The organism is Mycobacterium sp. OAS707, assembly GCF_014873705.1.
In the GTDB taxonomy this organism is placed as follows: domain Bacteria; phylum Actinomycetota; class Actinomycetes; order Mycobacteriales; family Mycobacteriaceae; genus Mycobacterium.
Window position 1 is genome coordinate 1,309,417 of sequence record NZ_JADBDS010000002.1, and the last position, 16,785, is coordinate 1,326,201.

The 16,785-nt window shown below is 63.7% G+C and carries 19 protein-coding genes; 6 read left to right on the top strand and 13 right to left on the bottom strand.

The window, feature by feature from the left end:
* Position 1: 1 nt before the first annotated feature.
* The 6 genes from GGC64_RS17150 to GGC64_RS17175 all read right to left on the bottom strand — a co-directional run bounded on the left by GGC64_RS17150 (position 2) and on the right by GGC64_RS17175 (position 5,988).
* Positions 2 to 1,198 (bottom strand): cytochrome P450, encoded by a 1,197-nt coding sequence (locus GGC64_RS17150; protein ID WP_192723668.1) that lies wholly within the window; start codon positions 1,196 to 1,198, stop codon positions 2 to 4.
* A gap of 18 nt (positions 1,199 to 1,216) precedes the next feature.
* On the bottom strand, positions 1,217 to 2,053 hold the full coding sequence (locus GGC64_RS17155) for a mycofactocin-coupled SDR family oxidoreductase (protein WP_192723669.1): 837 nt from the start codon (positions 2,051 to 2,053) through the stop codon (positions 1,217 to 1,219).
* An 83-nt stretch (positions 2,054 to 2,136) separates the two neighbouring features.
* Positions 2,137 to 3,576 carry an aldehyde dehydrogenase family protein gene (locus tag GGC64_RS17160; RefSeq protein ID WP_192723670.1) on the bottom strand — a complete coding sequence of 480 codons (1,440 nt, stop codon included), beginning with the start codon at positions 3,574 to 3,576 and terminating at the stop codon, positions 2,137 to 2,139.
* Complete coding sequence (locus GGC64_RS17165; RefSeq protein WP_192723671.1) at positions 3,549 to 4,361, bottom strand: carboxymuconolactone decarboxylase family protein; 813 nt, start codon at positions 4,359 to 4,361, stop codon at positions 3,549 to 3,551. The genes GGC64_RS17160 and GGC64_RS17165 overlap by 28 nt, the downstream gene beginning before the upstream one ends.
* Positions 4,358 to 5,161 (bottom strand): mycofactocin-coupled SDR family oxidoreductase, encoded by an 804-nt coding sequence (locus GGC64_RS17170; RefSeq protein WP_192723672.1) that lies wholly within the window; start codon positions 5,159 to 5,161, stop codon positions 4,358 to 4,360. The genes GGC64_RS17165 and GGC64_RS17170 overlap by 4 nt, the downstream gene beginning before the upstream one ends.
* Positions 5,158 to 5,988 carry a mycofactocin-coupled SDR family oxidoreductase gene (locus GGC64_RS17175; RefSeq protein ID WP_192723673.1) on the bottom strand — a complete coding sequence of 277 codons (831 nt, stop codon included), beginning with the start codon at positions 5,986 to 5,988 and terminating at the stop codon, positions 5,158 to 5,160. The genes GGC64_RS17170 and GGC64_RS17175 overlap by 4 nt, the downstream gene beginning before the upstream one ends.
* Before the next feature lie 60 nt (positions 5,989 to 6,048).
* Here GGC64_RS17175 and GGC64_RS17180 point away from each other — a divergent pair, with 60 nt between their 5' ends.
* The 5 genes from GGC64_RS17180 (at position 6,049) to GGC64_RS17200 (ending at position 10,726) form a co-directional block, all read left to right on the top strand.
* The gene (locus tag GGC64_RS17180; RefSeq protein ID WP_192723674.1) at positions 6,049 to 6,618 is read left to right on the top strand and encodes a TetR/AcrR family transcriptional regulator; all 570 of its coding nucleotides are present in this window, start codon (positions 6,049 to 6,051) and stop codon (positions 6,616 to 6,618) included.
* Positions 6,619 to 6,771: 153 nt separating this feature from the next.
* Positions 6,772 to 7,428, top strand: a complete 657-nt coding sequence (locus GGC64_RS17185; protein WP_192723675.1) for a TetR/AcrR family transcriptional regulator — start codon at positions 6,772 to 6,774, stop codon at positions 7,426 to 7,428.
* A 13-nt stretch (positions 7,429 to 7,441) separates the two neighbouring features.
* Entirely contained in the window at positions 7,442 to 8,743 is a 1,302-nt protein-coding gene (locus GGC64_RS17190) for an acyl-CoA dehydrogenase family protein (protein ID WP_192723676.1), read from the top strand.
* Between the two features lie 32 nt (positions 8,744 to 8,775).
* Positions 8,776 to 9,759, top strand: a complete 984-nt coding sequence (locus GGC64_RS17195; protein WP_225952046.1) for a phosphotransferase family protein — start codon at positions 8,776 to 8,778, stop codon at positions 9,757 to 9,759.
* Between the two features lies 1 nt (position 9,760).
* Positions 9,761 to 10,726: an NADPH:quinone oxidoreductase family protein gene (locus tag GGC64_RS17200; protein WP_192723678.1), complete on the top strand. Its 966-nt coding sequence runs from the start codon at positions 9,761 to 9,763 to the stop codon at positions 10,724 to 10,726.
* Here the strand turns inward: GGC64_RS17200 and GGC64_RS17205 are convergent.
* The 7 genes from GGC64_RS17205 to GGC64_RS17235 all read right to left on the bottom strand — a co-directional run bounded on the left by GGC64_RS17205 (position 10,723) and on the right by GGC64_RS17235 (position 15,788).
* Positions 10,723 to 11,220: a hypothetical protein gene (locus GGC64_RS17205; RefSeq protein WP_192723679.1), complete on the bottom strand. Its 498-nt coding sequence runs from the start codon at positions 11,218 to 11,220 to the stop codon at positions 10,723 to 10,725. The genes GGC64_RS17200 and GGC64_RS17205 overlap by 4 nt on opposite strands.
* Positions 11,217 to 11,819, bottom strand: a complete 603-nt coding sequence (locus tag GGC64_RS17210; RefSeq protein WP_370582145.1) for a TetR/AcrR family transcriptional regulator — start codon at positions 11,817 to 11,819, stop codon at positions 11,217 to 11,219. The genes GGC64_RS17205 and GGC64_RS17210 overlap by 4 nt, the downstream gene beginning before the upstream one ends.
* A gap of 106 nt (positions 11,820 to 11,925) precedes the next feature.
* Positions 11,926 to 12,513 carry a carboxymuconolactone decarboxylase family protein gene (locus GGC64_RS17215; RefSeq protein WP_192723681.1) on the bottom strand — a complete coding sequence of 196 codons (588 nt, stop codon included), beginning with the start codon at positions 12,511 to 12,513 and terminating at the stop codon, positions 11,926 to 11,928.
* Between the two features lie 2 nt (positions 12,514 to 12,515).
* Positions 12,516 to 13,367, bottom strand: coding sequence for a TIGR03619 family F420-dependent LLM class oxidoreductase (locus GGC64_RS17220; protein ID WP_192723682.1), 852 nt, complete (start codon positions 13,365 to 13,367; stop codon positions 12,516 to 12,518).
* Positions 13,364 to 14,194 (bottom strand): TauD/TfdA family dioxygenase, encoded by an 831-nt coding sequence (locus tag GGC64_RS17225; RefSeq protein WP_192723683.1) that lies wholly within the window; start codon positions 14,192 to 14,194, stop codon positions 13,364 to 13,366. The genes GGC64_RS17220 and GGC64_RS17225 overlap by 4 nt, the downstream gene beginning before the upstream one ends.
* A gap of 2 nt (positions 14,195 to 14,196) precedes the next feature.
* Complete coding sequence (locus GGC64_RS17230) at positions 14,197 to 14,520, bottom strand: hypothetical protein (protein WP_192723684.1); 324 nt, start codon at positions 14,518 to 14,520, stop codon at positions 14,197 to 14,199.
* Positions 14,517 to 15,788: an SRPBCC family protein gene (locus tag GGC64_RS17235; RefSeq protein ID WP_192723685.1), complete on the bottom strand. Its 1,272-nt coding sequence runs from the start codon at positions 15,786 to 15,788 to the stop codon at positions 14,517 to 14,519. The genes GGC64_RS17230 and GGC64_RS17235 overlap by 4 nt, the downstream gene beginning before the upstream one ends.
* A 76-nt stretch (positions 15,789 to 15,864) precedes the next feature.
* Here GGC64_RS17235 and GGC64_RS17240 point away from each other — a divergent pair, with 76 nt between their 5' ends.
* On the top strand, positions 15,865 to 16,782 hold the full coding sequence (locus GGC64_RS17240; protein WP_192723686.1) for a LysR family transcriptional regulator: 918 nt from the start codon (positions 15,865 to 15,867) through the stop codon (positions 16,780 to 16,782).
* Positions 16,783 to 16,785 lie beyond the last annotated feature (3 nt).

The following is a 16,785-nucleotide window of genomic DNA, read 5'->3' on the forward strand; positions in this document are numbered from 1 at the left end:
TTCACGGCAAAACCAGCCGCAGCCTTTCCCAGCCCCGGACTGTCGACGTCGGCGCGAGTTCCGCTGTCTCGTAGTCGATGTCCCACTCGGGCCACCGGTTGAGCAGCTCGTCGAGAGCGACGCGGCCCTCCAGCCGCGCGAGGTTCGCGCCGAGGCAGTAGTGCACACCCTTTCCGAACGTCAGATGCGAGATGTTGTCGCGATGGATGTTGAACGCCTCGGCGTCTTCATAGCGCCGGGAGTCTCGGTTGGCCGCACCGAACAACAGCAGCATCGCACTGCCCGCCGGCACAGTGGTGCCGTAGCACTCGAAATCTCTTGCCATCCAGCGTGCTACGTGTGGACCGGTCGGCTCGAACCGCAGCGTCTCATCAACCGCGCGCGTCAGGAGCGACCGATCCTGCTCGACGTCACGGCGCTGATCCGGATGCTCGGCCAGCACCTTGGCCAGCCAGCCGATCAGTCGTCCCGTCGTCTCGTTTCCGGCACCTGCGACCACCTGCGTGTAGCGCAGGATCTCGTCGCGGGACAGCTTGCGCGTCACCCCGTTCTCGTCTTCGAACTCGACGTTGAGCAACGCAGTCATCAAGTCGTCCGACGGATTCTTTGCGCGCCAGTCGATGTAATCGGCGTAGATGCGGCCGTCGGCGATCTTGTCGGCGGTGATCACCTTCATCGGTGCGCCGGGCTTGGTGCGCAGGTTCGCGTCGTTGGCATCGCGGACCTGGACCTGCTCCGACTCAGGAATGCCAAGCAGCATGCCGATCACGCGCATCGGCATCATCGACGCAAGCTCGGCGATGATGTCGAAACCGTCCGAACCCACATGCGGGTCAAGGCAGTTGACGCAATACGCGCGGATCTGGTCTTCGATCTCGGCCATCCGGCGCGGCGTGAAGACCCGCGACATCAGCCCGCGCAGCATCGTGTGCACGGGCGGATCCTCCATCATCATCACGCCCTTGGGCATGTCGAAGTTCGACTGAACCAGCTCGAGAATGTCGCCGCGGCTGCTCGAGAACGTCTCCCAGTCGGCCAGCGCCTTCTCCACGTCGGCATAGCGCGAGATCGCCCAGAAGTCGTAACGCTCGTTGTAGTAGATCGGCGCTTCGTCCCGCAGTCGCGCGTATACCGGATAGGGATCGTGGACAATGCCAACGTCATAGGGGTCGTAGTAGACGTCGTGCGCAATCGTCATGCGGGGGCGGTCCTTTCGTTACTTCAGGCAGCTGCCCGCGTCGACGGGAAGCGTGACCCCCGTGATGTACCGGGCCTCGTCGGACGCAAGGAACAGCACAGCGTTGCTGATGTCCTCGGCGGTCACCCACGGGATCGGCAACATGTGGAAGGTCTGGCAGACCGGTGCCATGTCGTCGGGGCCCGGGTTCTCCAGATCCGGCCGGAACATCCGGTACGTCTGCTCGTTGTGTAGCAGCGGTGTGTTCACATGCGTCGGATGCACGGAGTTGACGCGGATGGAGTGCGCGCCGAGTTCGACGGCGAACGTCCGCATCAGCCCGACCACGCCATGTTTTGCCGCCACGTAGTGACCGGTGTGCGGGTAGGTCTTCAGCCCCGCGACCGAACTGGTCAAGATGATCGACCCGCCCCTGCCGCCGGCCAGCAGGTGCGGGACGCCCGCCTTGACCGACTTCCACACCCCGGCGAGGTTGACGTCGATCATCTCCTGCCAGATGTCTTCTTTCATCCGGTCGAGCCTGGTTCCGATCGTTCCGATACCGGCGTTGGCGACGACGATGTCCAACCGGCCTAGCTGTTCGACTCCGCTGTCGACGGCCGACTTGAGCGCGTCGTAATCGCGGACATCGACCTCGGCGGTGACGATGCGGCGATCCAGCGCCTTGACCAGGTCCGCGGTCTCGGCGAGGTCTTCTGGAGTTGCCGGCGGAGCGGGCGAGTCGGCGAAGGGTCGGCAGATGTCGACGGCGATTATGTCGGCGCCTTCCTGCGCCAGGCGCACAGCGTGACTGCGTCCCTGGCCGCGCGCAGCGCCGGTGATGAATGCGACCTTGCCCGCTACTCGACCCGTCATGACCCTCCTCGATGATGTCGATATGCATCATCACCTGACTCCGGCGCCCGTGCTGAGCACTTGCACAAATTCGGCTCGGATCGTCAGTGCATGGCGATGCGAATGTTCTTCACTTGGAGGAATTCGTGCAGCCCTTCCAGGCCGCCGGTCCGCCCGAAGCCGCTCTGCTTGAAGCCGCCGTACGGTCCTTGCGGCGCCATGTCGCTGAAGGTGTTGACCCATACCGACCCGGCCTCGATCCGGCGTGCGACCCGGTGTGCCCGGCGCACATCGTTGGTCTGGACAAATGCGTTCAAGCCGAATCGCGTGTCGTTCGCGATGTGCACCGCTTCGGCTTCGTCGCTGAACTTCATCACCGAGACCACCGGACCGAACGTCTCGGTCTGGGCCAGCGCAGAGGCGTTGTCGACACCGGCGAACACAGTTGGCTCGATGTAGTAGCCGCCGGCGAGTTCGCCAACGAGACGCTGGCCGCCGGTGACCAGCTTCCCGCCGTCGCTGACGGTTTGGTCGATCACCCCGAGGATGCGTTCGACCGCCCCCTGGCTGATCACCGGCCCGAAGACCACCTGCGGGTCGAGCGGATCGCCGATCGCTGACCCCTCGATCACGGCGACGAACTTCTCGAGGAACGCGTCGTACACCGATTCATGCACCAGCACCCGGCTCGCGCACGCGCAGCTCTGCCCCGACTGCATCAACGGTCCCTGATGCGCGGCCAACATCGCGGCCGCGTCGAGGTCTGCGTCGTCGAAGACGATGTTGGCCGATTTGCCTCCCAGCTCGGTCACCACAGGCGTCAGATTGGCGGCCGCCGAGACGAGCACCTTGCGCGCGGTCGCATCTCCCCCGGTGAAGTGGATCTTGCGGACTCCCGGATGCCGCACCAGAGCGTCGCCGCCCTCCGGCCCGGCGGGGACAACATTGACGAGCCCGACGGGCAGACCGACCTCGAGACACAATTCTCCGAAGCGCAGCGCGGCCAGCGGCGCCACCTCGGATGGCTTCAGCACCACCGCATTTCCCGCCGCCAACGCAGGCGCGACGCACGATCCGGTCACCACCAGCGATCCGTTCCACGGGGTGAGGACGCCGACGACACCATATGGCTCGCGCTCGATCAGGTTGACGTCGAACGACCCAGCCACCGGCGTAGAGGTGCCATGCGGCTTGTCGGCGTAACCGGCGAAGTGCCGCAGGAAGCGTTCCAGCAGGATCGCGTTGCCTGCGAAGGAAATTGGCACCGCGTAATCCTGAACGTTGAGCCGGGCCAGCTCGTCGAGGTTCTCATGCACCGCGTCGGCGAGGTCGATCAACAGGTCGCGACGCCGGTCGACGGTCAACGCCATCCATTCTCGATGGGCATCCCACGACGAGGCGACTGCCCGGTCGATCTCGTCGGCGCCTGCCAGCGGGATATGCGCATTCGGCTGGCCGGTCGCCGGGTAGATGTGGGCGTACGTGCCGCCGGACGTTTCTGTCACGCGGTCGCCGGCTATGAGCACTGCTCCTCCTGACGCCACTCGTCGAGCACGCGTTGCTTCTGCTCACCGATCACCTGGTTGAGGTGGGATGCTTTCGCCCAGCCGTAATAGGCACCGAAATGCAAAGCCAGTTCGCCCATTTCGTCGAAGGACACATCTCGGCTCTTCAGGGCGGCGTAGACATGGCTCATGATCGGATACGGTGCGTCCTGGAACGCCACGCACGCTATGGTGATCAACCGCCGTTCCTTCATACCGAGTCCTGGCCGCAGCCACATCTCGCCGAAGACGAAATTCAGAATGCCGGCACCTTGATACGGGTTATCGCGTTGCGGGGCGAACGGTAGGCAGTTGATGTCTTTGAACGACTGTTCGCCGGTGAGCAGCCGTTCTTCGGGGTCGCTCGGCGTGACAAGAGGCAACAGGGGCTCGGGCGGCGGCACGGCCTGTCCGCGTTCATGATGAATCCGCTCCCACAGCTCGTCGACGATCATGTTGAAGCGCGACGCCTTGGGCCAACCGCTGTACACCGCGAAATGTAGTACAGTTTCCCGCATTTCGGCGATGGAGACATCGCCGCTGTTCAGGGCCGCATACACATGGTCTCTCAGCGGCCCCTCAGCGTCGGCCGCCGCCACGCACGGCAGCGTGACGAACCGCCGGTCTCGTCTGCTCAGCCCGGGACGCGACCACACCTCGCCAAACACGAAGTCGATCAGGCCGGTTTCGGTCGCCGGGCTGGAATCGTCGGGCGGCGCAACGGTCATCACTTCCGCGAACGTCCGCCTGCCGCGCTCCACGCGCTCGGTGTCCAGGGTCGTCATCGCAGCGTCACTCCGGCGTCGACCTTGAACTCCAGACCTGTCACAAAGCGGGACTCGTCGGAGACCAGGAACAGCACCGCGTTGCTGATGTCGACGGCCTCGGCCATCACCGCGGGCAGTGCGTTGAGGAAGATCGGGACGAGATCGGGGCGCTGCTCGCCGAGAAGCTCGTGCAGGGACGCGGGCTGCATACCCGTCGCGACGCCGGTCGGGTGCACGGTGTTGACCCGAACATTCTGCGCGGCAAGCTCGTTGGCCAATGCGCGGCTCAACCCGACGACGCCATGCTTGGACGCGGTATACGGAAGGTGCAGCGGAGTGCCCTTCAGACCCGCAGCCGAACTGATATTGACGAGGCTCCCGCCACGCTCCACCAGATGAGGCAGCGCCGCCGCGCAGGTGTTCCAGGTCCCGATCAGGTTGACGTCCAACACCGTTCGCCATTGCTGTTGCGTTGTCTTGTCCCACGTGCCAACTGTCAGCACGCCGGCATTGGCGACGGACGCATCGAGCCCACCCAGTTCGGAAACGCCGTCGTTGACGATCGCGGCCAGCGCTTCCGCGTCGCGCACGTCGACGACAGCCGTGACGACCCGACCGCCGTGCTTTTCGGCTAGTCGCGCGGTCTCGTCCAGATCTTCACGCGTAGACAGCGGGTACTCCAGCTCAGATATCGACTCGCAGATGTCGACGAGGATGAGGTCGGAGCCCTCTTCGGCCAATCGCAACGCGTGGCTGCGACCCATTCCCCTTGCGGCGCCGGTGATCAGGACGCGCTTGCCGTCGACGCGACCGCTCATAATTTGTTGCAAAATCCGGCGTCGACGGGCAACGTCACCCCCGTGACGTATTTGGCCGCATCGGACACCAGGTAGGCGATCGCGTTGCTGATGTCTTCGGGCTCGAGCAGTTCGACCGGCATCGGGTTCTGTAGATGCGGACCGCCGTCGGGATAGTTCTCCAGGAAGGACACCATCGCCGAGTTGACCGCCATCATCGTGTTCACGGCTGTCGGATGCACGGTGTTGACGCGGATGCTATGCGGGGCAAGCGCATTGGCGAGCGTGCGCATCAGCCCGACGATGCCGTGCTTGGATGCCGCATAGCCAAGACCGCCGCCCTGCAGCCCGCCGAAACCCCTCAAACCGGCGGTCGAGCTGGTGAACACGATCGAGCCGCCCTGTCCCCCGGCGATCAGGTGCGGTATCGCAGCCTTGGCGGTGTGGAACGCACCGACGAGATTCACGTTGAGGACGTCGGTCCACATTTCGAGGTCTTCCTCGTCGGTCAGCTCACGAAACGCCATCGTCGCGATGCCCGCGTTGGCCAACACGATGTCGAGCCGGCCGAACTGCTCCACCCCGGCATCCAGTGCCGCCTTCAGCGCGTGGAAATCACGGACATCGGCGACTGAGGCGACCATCTTGCCGCCCTCGGCCTCGACCAGCGCCACCGTCTCGTCGAGCTCGTCGCGAGAAGCCATCGGGTAGCCGTTTGAGGCAATGTCAGCGCAGATGTCCACGCCGATGATGGCGGCACCGTCGGCGGCCAATCGCACCGCGTGGCTTCTGCCCTGGCCACGGGCCACGCCGGTGATGAAGGCGACCTTGCCGTCCAAAGAACCCATCGATCCTCGCTTCGTTGCCTGAGTAACCGCGTTACACCCGGTACGGTAACCTGGTTACTCATGGACGGCAAGGGGCAGGACCGGATTCTCGAGATCGTCGTCGAGTTGCTCGAAACCGAGGGCTACGACGCGGTACAACTGCGCGAGGTCGCCCGGCGGGCCCGCACCTCGCTGGCCACTATCTATAAGCGATACGGCACCCGCGACGAGTTGATCCTGGCCGCGCTGAACTGCTGGATGGAGGAGAACCGGTACTCCGGGTTGACGAAGCCGCATGATGCCGACGAATCGTTGTATGCCGGGTTGATGCGCGTGCTGCGCACGATTTTCGAGCCGTGGGAGCGCCACCCCGCGATGTTGAACGCGTACTTCCGTGCCCGCTCGGCACCCGGCGGTCAGAAGCTGGTTCGGCGTGGCTTCGACGCGGTGGTGCCCGCGGCGATGGAGGTGCTCGCCGACGCCGACCCCGCATTCGTCGAGGACGTCGACGACATCGTGTCCAGCGCCGTCTACGGCTTGATGGGTCGTTTCGCCGCCGGCGAGATCGACATCACCGCGATCCTCCCCAGCCTCGACCGCACGGTGTTCTACCTGACGGCTGGATATGAGGCCTCGCAGTCGCTCAAATAATTGCCGCGTACCGAGCGACAACTGATTTGTCGCTTGCTACGCGGGCACTTTCGAATACTCCCTCAGGACAGCCCGCTCGCGTCCGCCACCATGCGGATAGTTAGACATGCGTCAACTATTTACCACCGCGAATCTGGCTGCTACAGTCGGCCTGTGCCCAAGAACAGCGTGGCTGTAGCGGCTGACGGTGGTCAGCGGCGGGCTTCCTATCAACGCGCGAGGTCCCACGAGACGAAGCGTGCTTTGGTGCAGGCCGCGATGGCGCTATGGCGCACCAACGGCTACGCGAAGACGACGGTGGCCGACATCTGCCGCGCCGCCGGCGTCTCGCGCGCGCTGTTCTACTTCTATTTCCCGGCCAAGGAAGACGTGCTCTTCGAGGTCGGCCTGCTATCCACCCGCGCCGCGCAGAAAACCGTGCGCTCGCTGCTGCAGAAGGACTACGAGGTCGACGCGGTCATCGTCGAAGCACTGCGTAGCCTCGAACGCTCGATGGCACGCAACCCACGTGACCTGATCATCGAAACGATCCTGGAGGGCTACCGCCACGAGCACCGCATCCTCGCCGGCGAGCCACTCGACGACGGCGACGCCGATATGTTCGGCGAACTGTTCGCCAAGGCGCAGCAGGACGGCAAGCTGGCGCCGCATGTCGATGTGCGCCACCTGTCCCACCTCGCCGGCATGCACGTCAGCGAAGGTGTACGGCATTGGGCCGCAGGCACTTACGGCGACCGCTCGTTCACAGAGGTCGTCAGCCGCGATATCACCGCGTTGATCGCCGGCTACAACATCGTCACCTTCAACTGAAAGGACGCCCGCAATGGCGTGGGACTTCGAAACCGACCCCGAATACCAGAAGCTGCTGGACTGGGCCGACGAGTTCGTTCGTGAGGAGTGCGAGCCACTCGATCTTGCGTTTCCGCATCTGCAGTTCGTGCCGCTGGACGACAACCGGCGCAAGGTCATCGACCCGCTCAAGGAGGAGGTGCGCCGAAAGGGTTTGTGGGCCACCCACCTTGGCCCCGAGCTCGGCGGCCAGGGTTACGGACAGCTCAAACTCGCATTGCTCAACGAGATCCTCGGCCGGTCACAATGGGCGCCGATCGTGTTCGGGTGTCAGGCGCCAGATACCGGGAACGCCGAGATCATCGCCCACTATGGCACTGACGAGCAGAAGGAGAAGTATCTGCGTCCGTTGCTGGACGGCGAACTCTTCTCGTGCTACTCGATGACCGAACCGCATGCCGGCGCAGACCCGACGCTGTTCAAGACGAGTGCGGTGCGCGACGGTGACGACTGGGTGATCAACGGCTGGAAGTTCTTCTCCTCCAACGCGAGCACGGCTTCGTTCCTGATCGTGATGGTGGTGACCAATCCCGACGTCAGCGCCTACCAGGGCATGTCGATGTTCCTGGTGCCGACCGACACCCCGGGTGTGAACATCGTCCGCGACGTCGGTCTCTATGGCGAGCCCGAAGGCGAGGGTTCGCACGCACTCATCCACTACGACAATGTGCGGGTACCTGCCGAGGCGCTGCTGGGTGGCGAGGGACAGGCGTTTGTGATCGCGCAGACCCGCTTGGGCGGCGGGCGAATTCACCACGCGATGCGCACCATCGGCATGTCGCACAAGGCGCTGGACATGATGTGCGAGCGCGCGTTGAGCCGCAAGACCCAGGGCAGCCTGCTGTCGGACAAGCAGTTCGTGCAGGGCTACATCGCCGATTCCTACGCGCAGCTGCTGCAGTTCCGGTTGATGGTGCTCTACACCGCGTGGGAGATCGACAAATACAACGACTACAAGAAGGTGCGCAAGGACATCGCGGCCGTCAAAGTGGTGATGCCGACCGTGCTGCACGACATCGCCTGGCGGGCAATGCAAGTGCACGGCGCGCTCGGGGTAACCAACGAGATGCCGTTCATGGGCATGGTCACCGGCGCCGCGGTGATGGGACTGGCCGATGGACCGACCGAGGTCCACAAGACGACGGTCGCCAAGCAGGTGCTGCGCGGCTACCAAGCGACCGAGGACACCTGGCCGACCGAGTGGCTGCCCGCTAAACGCGAAGCCGCCCGCGCCAAGTACGCCGACTTCATGGAGAACGAAGTGGGGAATCTGTGAGCGAGATAGACGTTGTGCGCCTTGCCGATTGGATGGATGGTGAGGCGCTGCCGGGCAAGGGTGAGCCACTCGAGGCTCGTTTCCTGTCGGGCGGAACGCAGAACGTGATCTACGAGTTGCGCCGCAGCGAGGAGCGCTGTGTGCTGCGCATGCCGCCGCCGGGCGCTCCCCCGGACCGCGACAAGGGCATCCTGCGCGAGTGGCGGATCATCGAGGCGCTCGACGGTACCGACGTGCCGCATACGAAGGCCGTTGGGGTGTGCTCGGACGCTTCGGTGTTGGGCCGGCCGTTCTACCTGATGGGGTTCGTCGATGGCTGGTCGCCGATGGATCAGCACGGCAAGTGGCCGGAGCCGTTCGACAGCGATATGAGCACTCGTCCCGGCCTGAGTTATCAACTGGCCGAGGGCATTGCGTTGCTGTCCAAGGTGGACTGGCAGGCGAAAGGACTGCAGGATCTCGGCCGTCCGGACGGTTTCCACGAGCGACAGGTCGACCGGTGGACCGGCTTCCTCGACAGGATCAAGAAGCGCGAGCTACCCGGCCTCGAGGTGGCTACCGCCTGGCTTCGGGCGCACAAGCCGCTGGACTTCATCCCCGGCCTCATGCACGGCGACTATCAGTTCGCCAACGTGATGTATCACCACGGCGCGCCCGCACGGATGGCCGCGATCGTCGACTGGGAGATGGGTACCGTCGGCGACCCGAAGCTGGATCTCGCCTGGATGGTGCAAAGCTGGCCGACGGATACGGCGCAGGCTTCAGAGATGAGCTACGTCGACATGCGCGGAATGCCCACCCGCGACGAGGTAGTCGAGCATTACGCCAAGGTGTCGGGCCGCCAGGTGGACGACCTGGATTACTACCTGGTGCTGGCCAAGTGGAAGCTGGCGATCGTGCTGGAGCAAGGCTTCCAACGCGCGGGCGACGACGAGAAGCTGCTGGCCTTCGGACCCGTCGTGACGGATCTGATGGCCTCGGCGGCCGAGCTGGCCGAATCCAGCGACTATCGCTGACATGCGCGCCGCGGTCTGCCCGGCCTATGGGCCACCAGATGTGGTGTGTGTGGAGGAGCAACCGGCGCCGGCCATCGCGCCGGGACAGGTGCTGGTGAGGGTCGGCGCAGCCGCGGTGAACTTCCCCGACGTGCTGTTGATCGCCGACCAGTATCAGATCAGCGTGCCACCGCCCTTTGTCCCGGGCAGCGAGTTCGCAGGCATGATCGTCGAAATAGACGATGACGCCGCGGAATTCGCTGTCGGCGATCGCGTCACGGGTACCGGACTGTTCGGTGCGTTCGCCGAAGAAGTCGCGGTATCTGTCGGCGCGCTTTCCAGAACACCCGACGGTGTCGACGATCGCACTGCCGCGGCGTTCGGCGTCGCGTATCGCACCGCCTACCACACGCTGAGATCAACGGCCCGGGTGCAGGAGGGCGACGAGGTGGTTGTGCTGGGCGCAGGCGGAGGTGTCGGCCTGGCGGCGGTCCAGCTGGGAGTGCAACTCGGCGCCTCGGTGACAGCGGTCGCATCGTCGACCGAAAAGCTCGATGTGGCAGCGGGTTACGGTGCCAAGCACCTGATCAATCACAGATCAGCCGACGTACGCGCCGCGTTGAAGGAGGCCGTCCCCGGCGGCGCGCACGTCGTCATCGACCCTGTCGGTGGTGAGCTTTCTGAACCCGCCTTGCGGTCGCTGCGCCGCGGCGGGCGGTTTGTGACGGTCGGTTTCGCGTCCGGTGTCATCCCCCGCATCCCGCTCAACCTGGTGCTGGTGAAGGGCATACATGTTCTCGGGTTTCAGTTTCAGGACGTTCCGCCAGATGAATTCGCCCGCAATGAAAACGAACTGCGCGAGCATCTGGTCAGCGGACGAGTGCGCCCGCACGTCTGCGCGGTCTATCCGCTCACCGAAACCGTCGCCGCGCTCAAACATGTCGCCGACGGCCGCGCCATCGGCAAGGTGTTGATCGACCTGACTTAGCTCGCCGGTACCAAATCAGCAGCGACCGACACCGACATGCCGCAGCGGAACGTCTCGGCGTGTGCGACAGCGGCCTCGGCATTGGCCGCTGCCAGCGCCTGCGACTTGAAAGCCCTTGCCGCAGCGCTCAAGTGGTGCTCGACGGAGTCGACGCTCTCATCGAGTTCGGCAGGCAGCCGCTCACCCCACAGCGTCACCTCCGTCGCGCCCTGCTCCAGCGCGTTGAGGACATGCTGATGTACCCGCGGATCGCTGTCGAACAGATCGGCGGCGACCGCGACCGTCTGCGGATGCGGGCGGTCTTCCCACGCCTCGAGCACCGACTCGAGGTCACGAACCCGCGCTCCGAGGATCTCGAGCGGACGCGCGTCATCGTCGTTGCCGATCAGGACGGTGACGTCCCAACCCGCCATCACCCGGTCGTAGATCCAGCCACCCGCGAACGTCACCGCGTCCAGCACGGTCGGGGCCACCACGTCCAGCCGGTATCTCATGTCGTGCTCCTGGGCGCCAGCTCGCGACCCAGCGACTCGGCGTACCCCTTGAACACCTCGGCCAGCGGGATTGATCGATCGAGTAACCATAGGGTCTCCATTCCGGTGATGAAGGCGAGTATTTCTACGGCCTTGCTGGACGCGTCGAGGTCTGGGCGGAACTGTCCATCACTCTGACCGCGCCTGATGATGTCGGTGACGATGTCGACGGCATCGCTGTACCGCTTGTGCATTCGGTCGTGCAGCGGAGCGTCGGGCGCGATGTTCTCGACCAACAGCACGGTGAAGGTGCCGATGAGCTCGGGGGCGCGTTCGAATCGCTCGGGCACCCGGCTGAGTTCGGCGATCAGGTCACCGGACTGATAGTCGGCATGTATCTCGTCGTCGGCGTCGCGCGCATCGAGCACCGCGTTGAGCAGTTGCTCCTTGGATTCGAAGTGGTGCAACAACCCCGCGGGCGTGACACCGGCTTCCTTCGCGATCTGAGCCAACGAGGTGTTACGCCAGCCGTTGCGCGCCAGCAGCCGCTCGGCCACGGAAAGTATCCGCTGCCTGCGGTCCTCCCCCTTGGCGAGGAGAGACTCATACGGCCGTGACACTTGGCTCCTTCGTCGCAACCAACCTAGTGAACACACAGTAGGTAGGTTTGCGGCGTGTGACAAGGGTCTCAACTGAAATTGGCTCAGATCGGTGTCGCGCCGCAGGTCAGACGTCCGGAGGCAGTTCCGCACTACCCGGCGGCGGTCGAAGTTCCCAGGTATCACAAGCCGTCGCCAACATCGCGTACGTCCCGAATACGAAGATGAGCTCCATCGCCTGGTGCGTGCCGAGGCCCTCGACCAGGCGGCCCCACGTCTGCGCGCTGGCTCTGTCGTCGGCGAGCATCTCATCGGTGGCTTCCAGGACGAGCCGATCCACACCACCGAACTCGGCATTACCCCGGGCGAGTTTGGCGATGTCGTCTTCAGACATGCCGCCCGAAGCCGCAATCCGGTAATGCTCTCCCCAGAAGAACGCCGAGCGCCTGGCGTGCGCAAGCCGCAGAATTACCAACTCACGCAACCGCACCGGCAACTCGCCGCGCTGCAACAGAAAAGCGTTGTACCCCAAGAACTCTCGAGCCATCGCCGGGTGGCGCGCCAGCACACCGAGGATGTCGAAATGCGACGGGTCCCTCGGCTGTCCCGACCCGGCCCGCGGCACTTCGTCTGCCGACATGCCGAATAGTCGTCCTACGGCCGCGTATTCATCGTCGCCCCATTCATCCACGGCCAGCGGCGGTAGAAGAGCCACCTTCACCCTCCGTGCAGTTCAGCCAGCGCGTGAAGCTGCTCGAGGTAGTGCTCCAATGAGCGGGCCAGGAAGACGGCGGACACGGTAGTGGTTCCGGCAGCCGCCAGAGCATGCAACGATTCCTCCGCCTGCCCCGGATTGCCCACCGGGTCGAGGAGCTCTTCGGCCATCAAGACGACCTCGAACCCTTCAGGCAACTCCCACGCCTTCAGCCATTCTGCGGCGGTGGCCAACGCAACGTTGAACGGACACCAGCCATCGGCGAGCGTGACCGCCCGCCGCAAGGAGCGCTTGGTGCGGCCGCCGATCCAGAACGGCATGTGCGGCTGCAACGCACAAGGGTCGACGGTGAGCCCACCGAACGAATAGAACTCCCCGTCATAGGCGGGTTCGTTACTCGGCAGTGCCGCTCGCAGTGCGCGCAGCGCATCGTCGCCGCGGGCACCTCGATCATCGAATGGCACACCGAGGAGGTCGAACTCCTCCTTCAGCGACCCGACGCCAAGGCCGAGTATCACTCGGCCATTGCTGACGTGGTCCAGTGTGCCGTAACGCTTTACGATCTCCAACGGATGGTGGTAGCCGAGCACCAACGTCATGGTTGCGAACCGTATCCGGCTGGTGCGAGCCGACACATAACCGAACGTGGCCAGCGGATCCCAGTACCGCGTACCGCGCCTGGCAGCTTCGGAAGAGGGCAAACCGATGTGCTCGCTGCACGTCATGTGGTGATAACCGAGCCGATCCGCGGTCTCGGCGATCCGACCGACATCGTCGACTCCTGCGTTCTTCTCCCATGTCAAGGGGGCGCCCGCGACGTTTGTGACGACGGGCGTCATGATGCCGAGTTTCACTGCAGCGGCTCTTCGCCGGCCAGGATCGTGCGATGCATGAGTCGGCCGCTGTCGACCGGATACTCGCGCACCCGGTGCATGGTTCCGGTGTTGTCCCAGATGAGGAGGTCACCCACTTGCCACTCGTGCCGATAGACATACTGCGGCTGGGTGGCCCAATCACGAAGCCGGGCAAGCAGAGCGCGGCTCTGCTCCACCGGCATTCCGACGACATAGTCGGCCGTCGCGCCGAGAAGCAACGATTTACGCCCCGACTGGTGAGTCCACACCATCGGGCAGACCTTCGTCGGCGACTTCTGCCAGAAGGTGATCTCCTCGTAGCTCATCTCCGGACGGACGTAGTACTGCGACCGTTCGGCACTGTGCACCACTCGAAGGTCTGCGATCAGTTCCTTGTCGGCGGTCGGTAGGTCGTCGTATGCGGCATAGGTATTGCAGAACTCGGTGTCGCCCCCGGTGTCCGACAGCTTGACGGCCCGCAGCAGCGTCGCGAGATTCGGATACGGCTGCAGCGAGCCGTCGAAGTGCCAGAACATGGAGCCCTTCAGGTATTCGGCTCGCTGGTTGACGTTCGTGTCGAGCGAGATCTTATAGATGCCGCTCTCCCCTTCGTTCTGCACAATGTTTCCAAGGGTTTTGGCAATGGCGACCTGTTGCTCGTCGCTGATCTCCTGGCCGCGGAAGAACACCACCCCTCGCTGCTCCAGCGTGGCACGGATGTTGTCTGCTTCCCGTCCACTGAGCAGCGTTTCGAGATCGGTCTTGATCTCGCTGCCGATCCGCGGGCTCAGGTCGACGACATCGAGTTGGGCGGAGGTAAGTCCCATGTTCAGCTCACTCTCGTGAGAATGGTTTTGGCGGAGTGCTTTACGCGCGGTTGCTTCCACAGCTCCACTGCCAGGGAAACGGTGATCAAGGAGTAGAGCAGGTTGCGTAGGTTGGCGACGTCGTCGGGCAGGGGTTCGGAGTAGTCGAACTTGTCGATGTAAGTCACCGCCTCCTCGGCGAGCGGAAACACCTCGTCGTAGAACGCCTGGATTTCTGACATCGAGCTGTTCACCCGTTTCAGGTAGCGCTCGTGCCCGTCTTCGATCGCCCACTCCGGGACCAGGTGCTCCAGCCGTGAAAACTCCGGGGGCAGAGTCGCAGTCATCGCTTTTCACCCGCTTCGACGTATTCTGCGACCGTCTTGTGGAGATGGCGCAACAGGATCTCTTCGTCGTTCATCGTGAAATGGGTGAGCGCACCACTGTTCAGCATCGCCTGTAGCCCTTCCGACGGGCTGGCGTCTTCCAGGATGATGTCGTTGAGGAACGTCACCGTCAGCTCCTGGCCGAGCCGCTCCTTGTGTGTCTTGGGCGGCTGGTAGAACATCTCGACTTCAAAAATGTGCGAGTGGGGACCGGTCGGCCAGTGAGTGTGCGTGGAGAAGCCCGACGACCCGAAGATGAGCACGAAATTGGGAAAGAACTGGAACGAGTCGAAACCGTATTTCTCCGACCGCGTCGGATTGATTCCCGGCGGCATCGGCCCCCGATCGACCCGCTTGTTCCACGGGCCTGCCGCGCTGGCCTCCATCACGCACTCAATCGGCTTGGAGTACGGCGTTTTCTGCGATGGCTCTCCGGAGAACGAGAACATCCGGTGCGGACCCTTGATCTGGTAAGCAAGCGCGTCGGTAAACGGATTCGGTTGATCAAACGCTTCCCTGGCCTCAGCGGTCAGGGCCCCGAACGAGGAGGCATGCAGATAGGGTCCGTGATAGCTCTCGGCGAAGCTGTCGACGAAAATCTTCCAGTTGCACTGTAATTCGGTCTTGAATCGGTACACCTGATGCGGGCCGGCGAAGGGGTAGCCCTCGATGCCGTGCGCCAACTCGCCGAGATACGAGCGCAGCGGTTCGGTGTTGTGCGGGTCGAGGTTGATGAAGATGAAGCCTTCCCACACTTCGCATTGAATGGCAGGCACTCGACAACTATCCGCGTCGAAGTCGAGCAGCAGATCCGTGCGAGTGGCCGAGTGCAGTGAGCCGTCGAGCTTGTAGCGCCAACCATGGAAGCGGCAGTAGAGCAGCGGGGCGCGGCTGGCCACCTCCTGAAACGGGTCGTCCTCCCAGAGCATCTTGTTACCGCGGTGCGGGCAGATGTTGTGGAAGGCACGGATCACGTCATCCTTGCCCCGCACGACGATGACGGAGGTGTTCAGGAACCTCAGTTCGCGGGTGAAGTAGCTGCCGGACTTCGGCACGCGTTCCACCCGGCCGACGTAGAGCCAGGTCTTGGAGAAGACATGCTCACGCTCCTTCTCGTAGAACTCGGGCGAGACGCAGTCTTCGAGTGATACCGGACCTCGGCCGAGTTCGGGATAGGCGTCGGTCCAATGTCCGCTTGCGGGTTTGGTCACCAGGCTGTTGTGACTCATGAGGCCTGACGGTACAACTGGCTGATTGACCGAAATAGCCGCAAAACCGCAACACCCTGTTGCATATTTGGAACACATGGAGCAGAACCTGCCCTTCGACGTCGACGCCTTGCTGGTTTTCGGCAAGGTCGTGGAGTCGCGGAGCTTGTCGAAGGCGGCGACGTTGCTGGGCATGCCCAAGTCGACGGTCAGCCGCAAGCTGACCAGGCTGCAAGCCGACCTTGGCATCAAGCTGCTGCGCAAGAACACCCACCAGCTCACCGTCACCGACCTCGGCCAGCAGGTCTACGCACACGCGATGAACATCCTGACCGAAGCCAACGGCGTGCGCGCCCTGGTCGAGGCCAGCAAGCAGGAACCGCAGGGCGAACTGCGAGTAGCCATACCGGTCTTCGTCGGCATCGATTACGCGTCCAGAGTCGGCGCCACCTTCCTGCAGCGGTATCCCAATTCGCAACTGGACATCCGACTCGTGGACAACATGGTCGACCCGATCAAGGACGGATTCGATGTGGTGTTCGGGACCGGCCCGCTACAGGATTCGACGCTGATCGCACGAAGGGTGTTCAGTCTCGAGCTCTTTCTGTGCGCCTCGCCGGACTTCGTCGCACAGCTGGCGGAGCCGATCGTCGAACCCACGCAGTTGCACGGCCTGCCCTTTATCGAGTTCGGCTTCGGCGGTCCCCACAAGATCGTGCTACGGAACAACCGGCGGCGACATGAGCTTTCGCCTCAGGTTCGGGCGCGGGCCAACAACTTTCAGGTGTGCAAGCAGTACATACTGCACGGGCTCGGAGTCGGCGCGATGCCAACCCAGATCCTCTGCACGGACGAACTCCGCGACGGCACGATCGTGCCCGTACTGCCGAAATGGAAACCCGAACCGTTGGACGTGCACATGATCTATCCGTTCGAGCTGTCGTTCTCCACCCTCATCAGCGCCTTCTACGAGGCGGCGTGCGACATCATCGTCGAGAACATCGCGCGCGCCTAACGT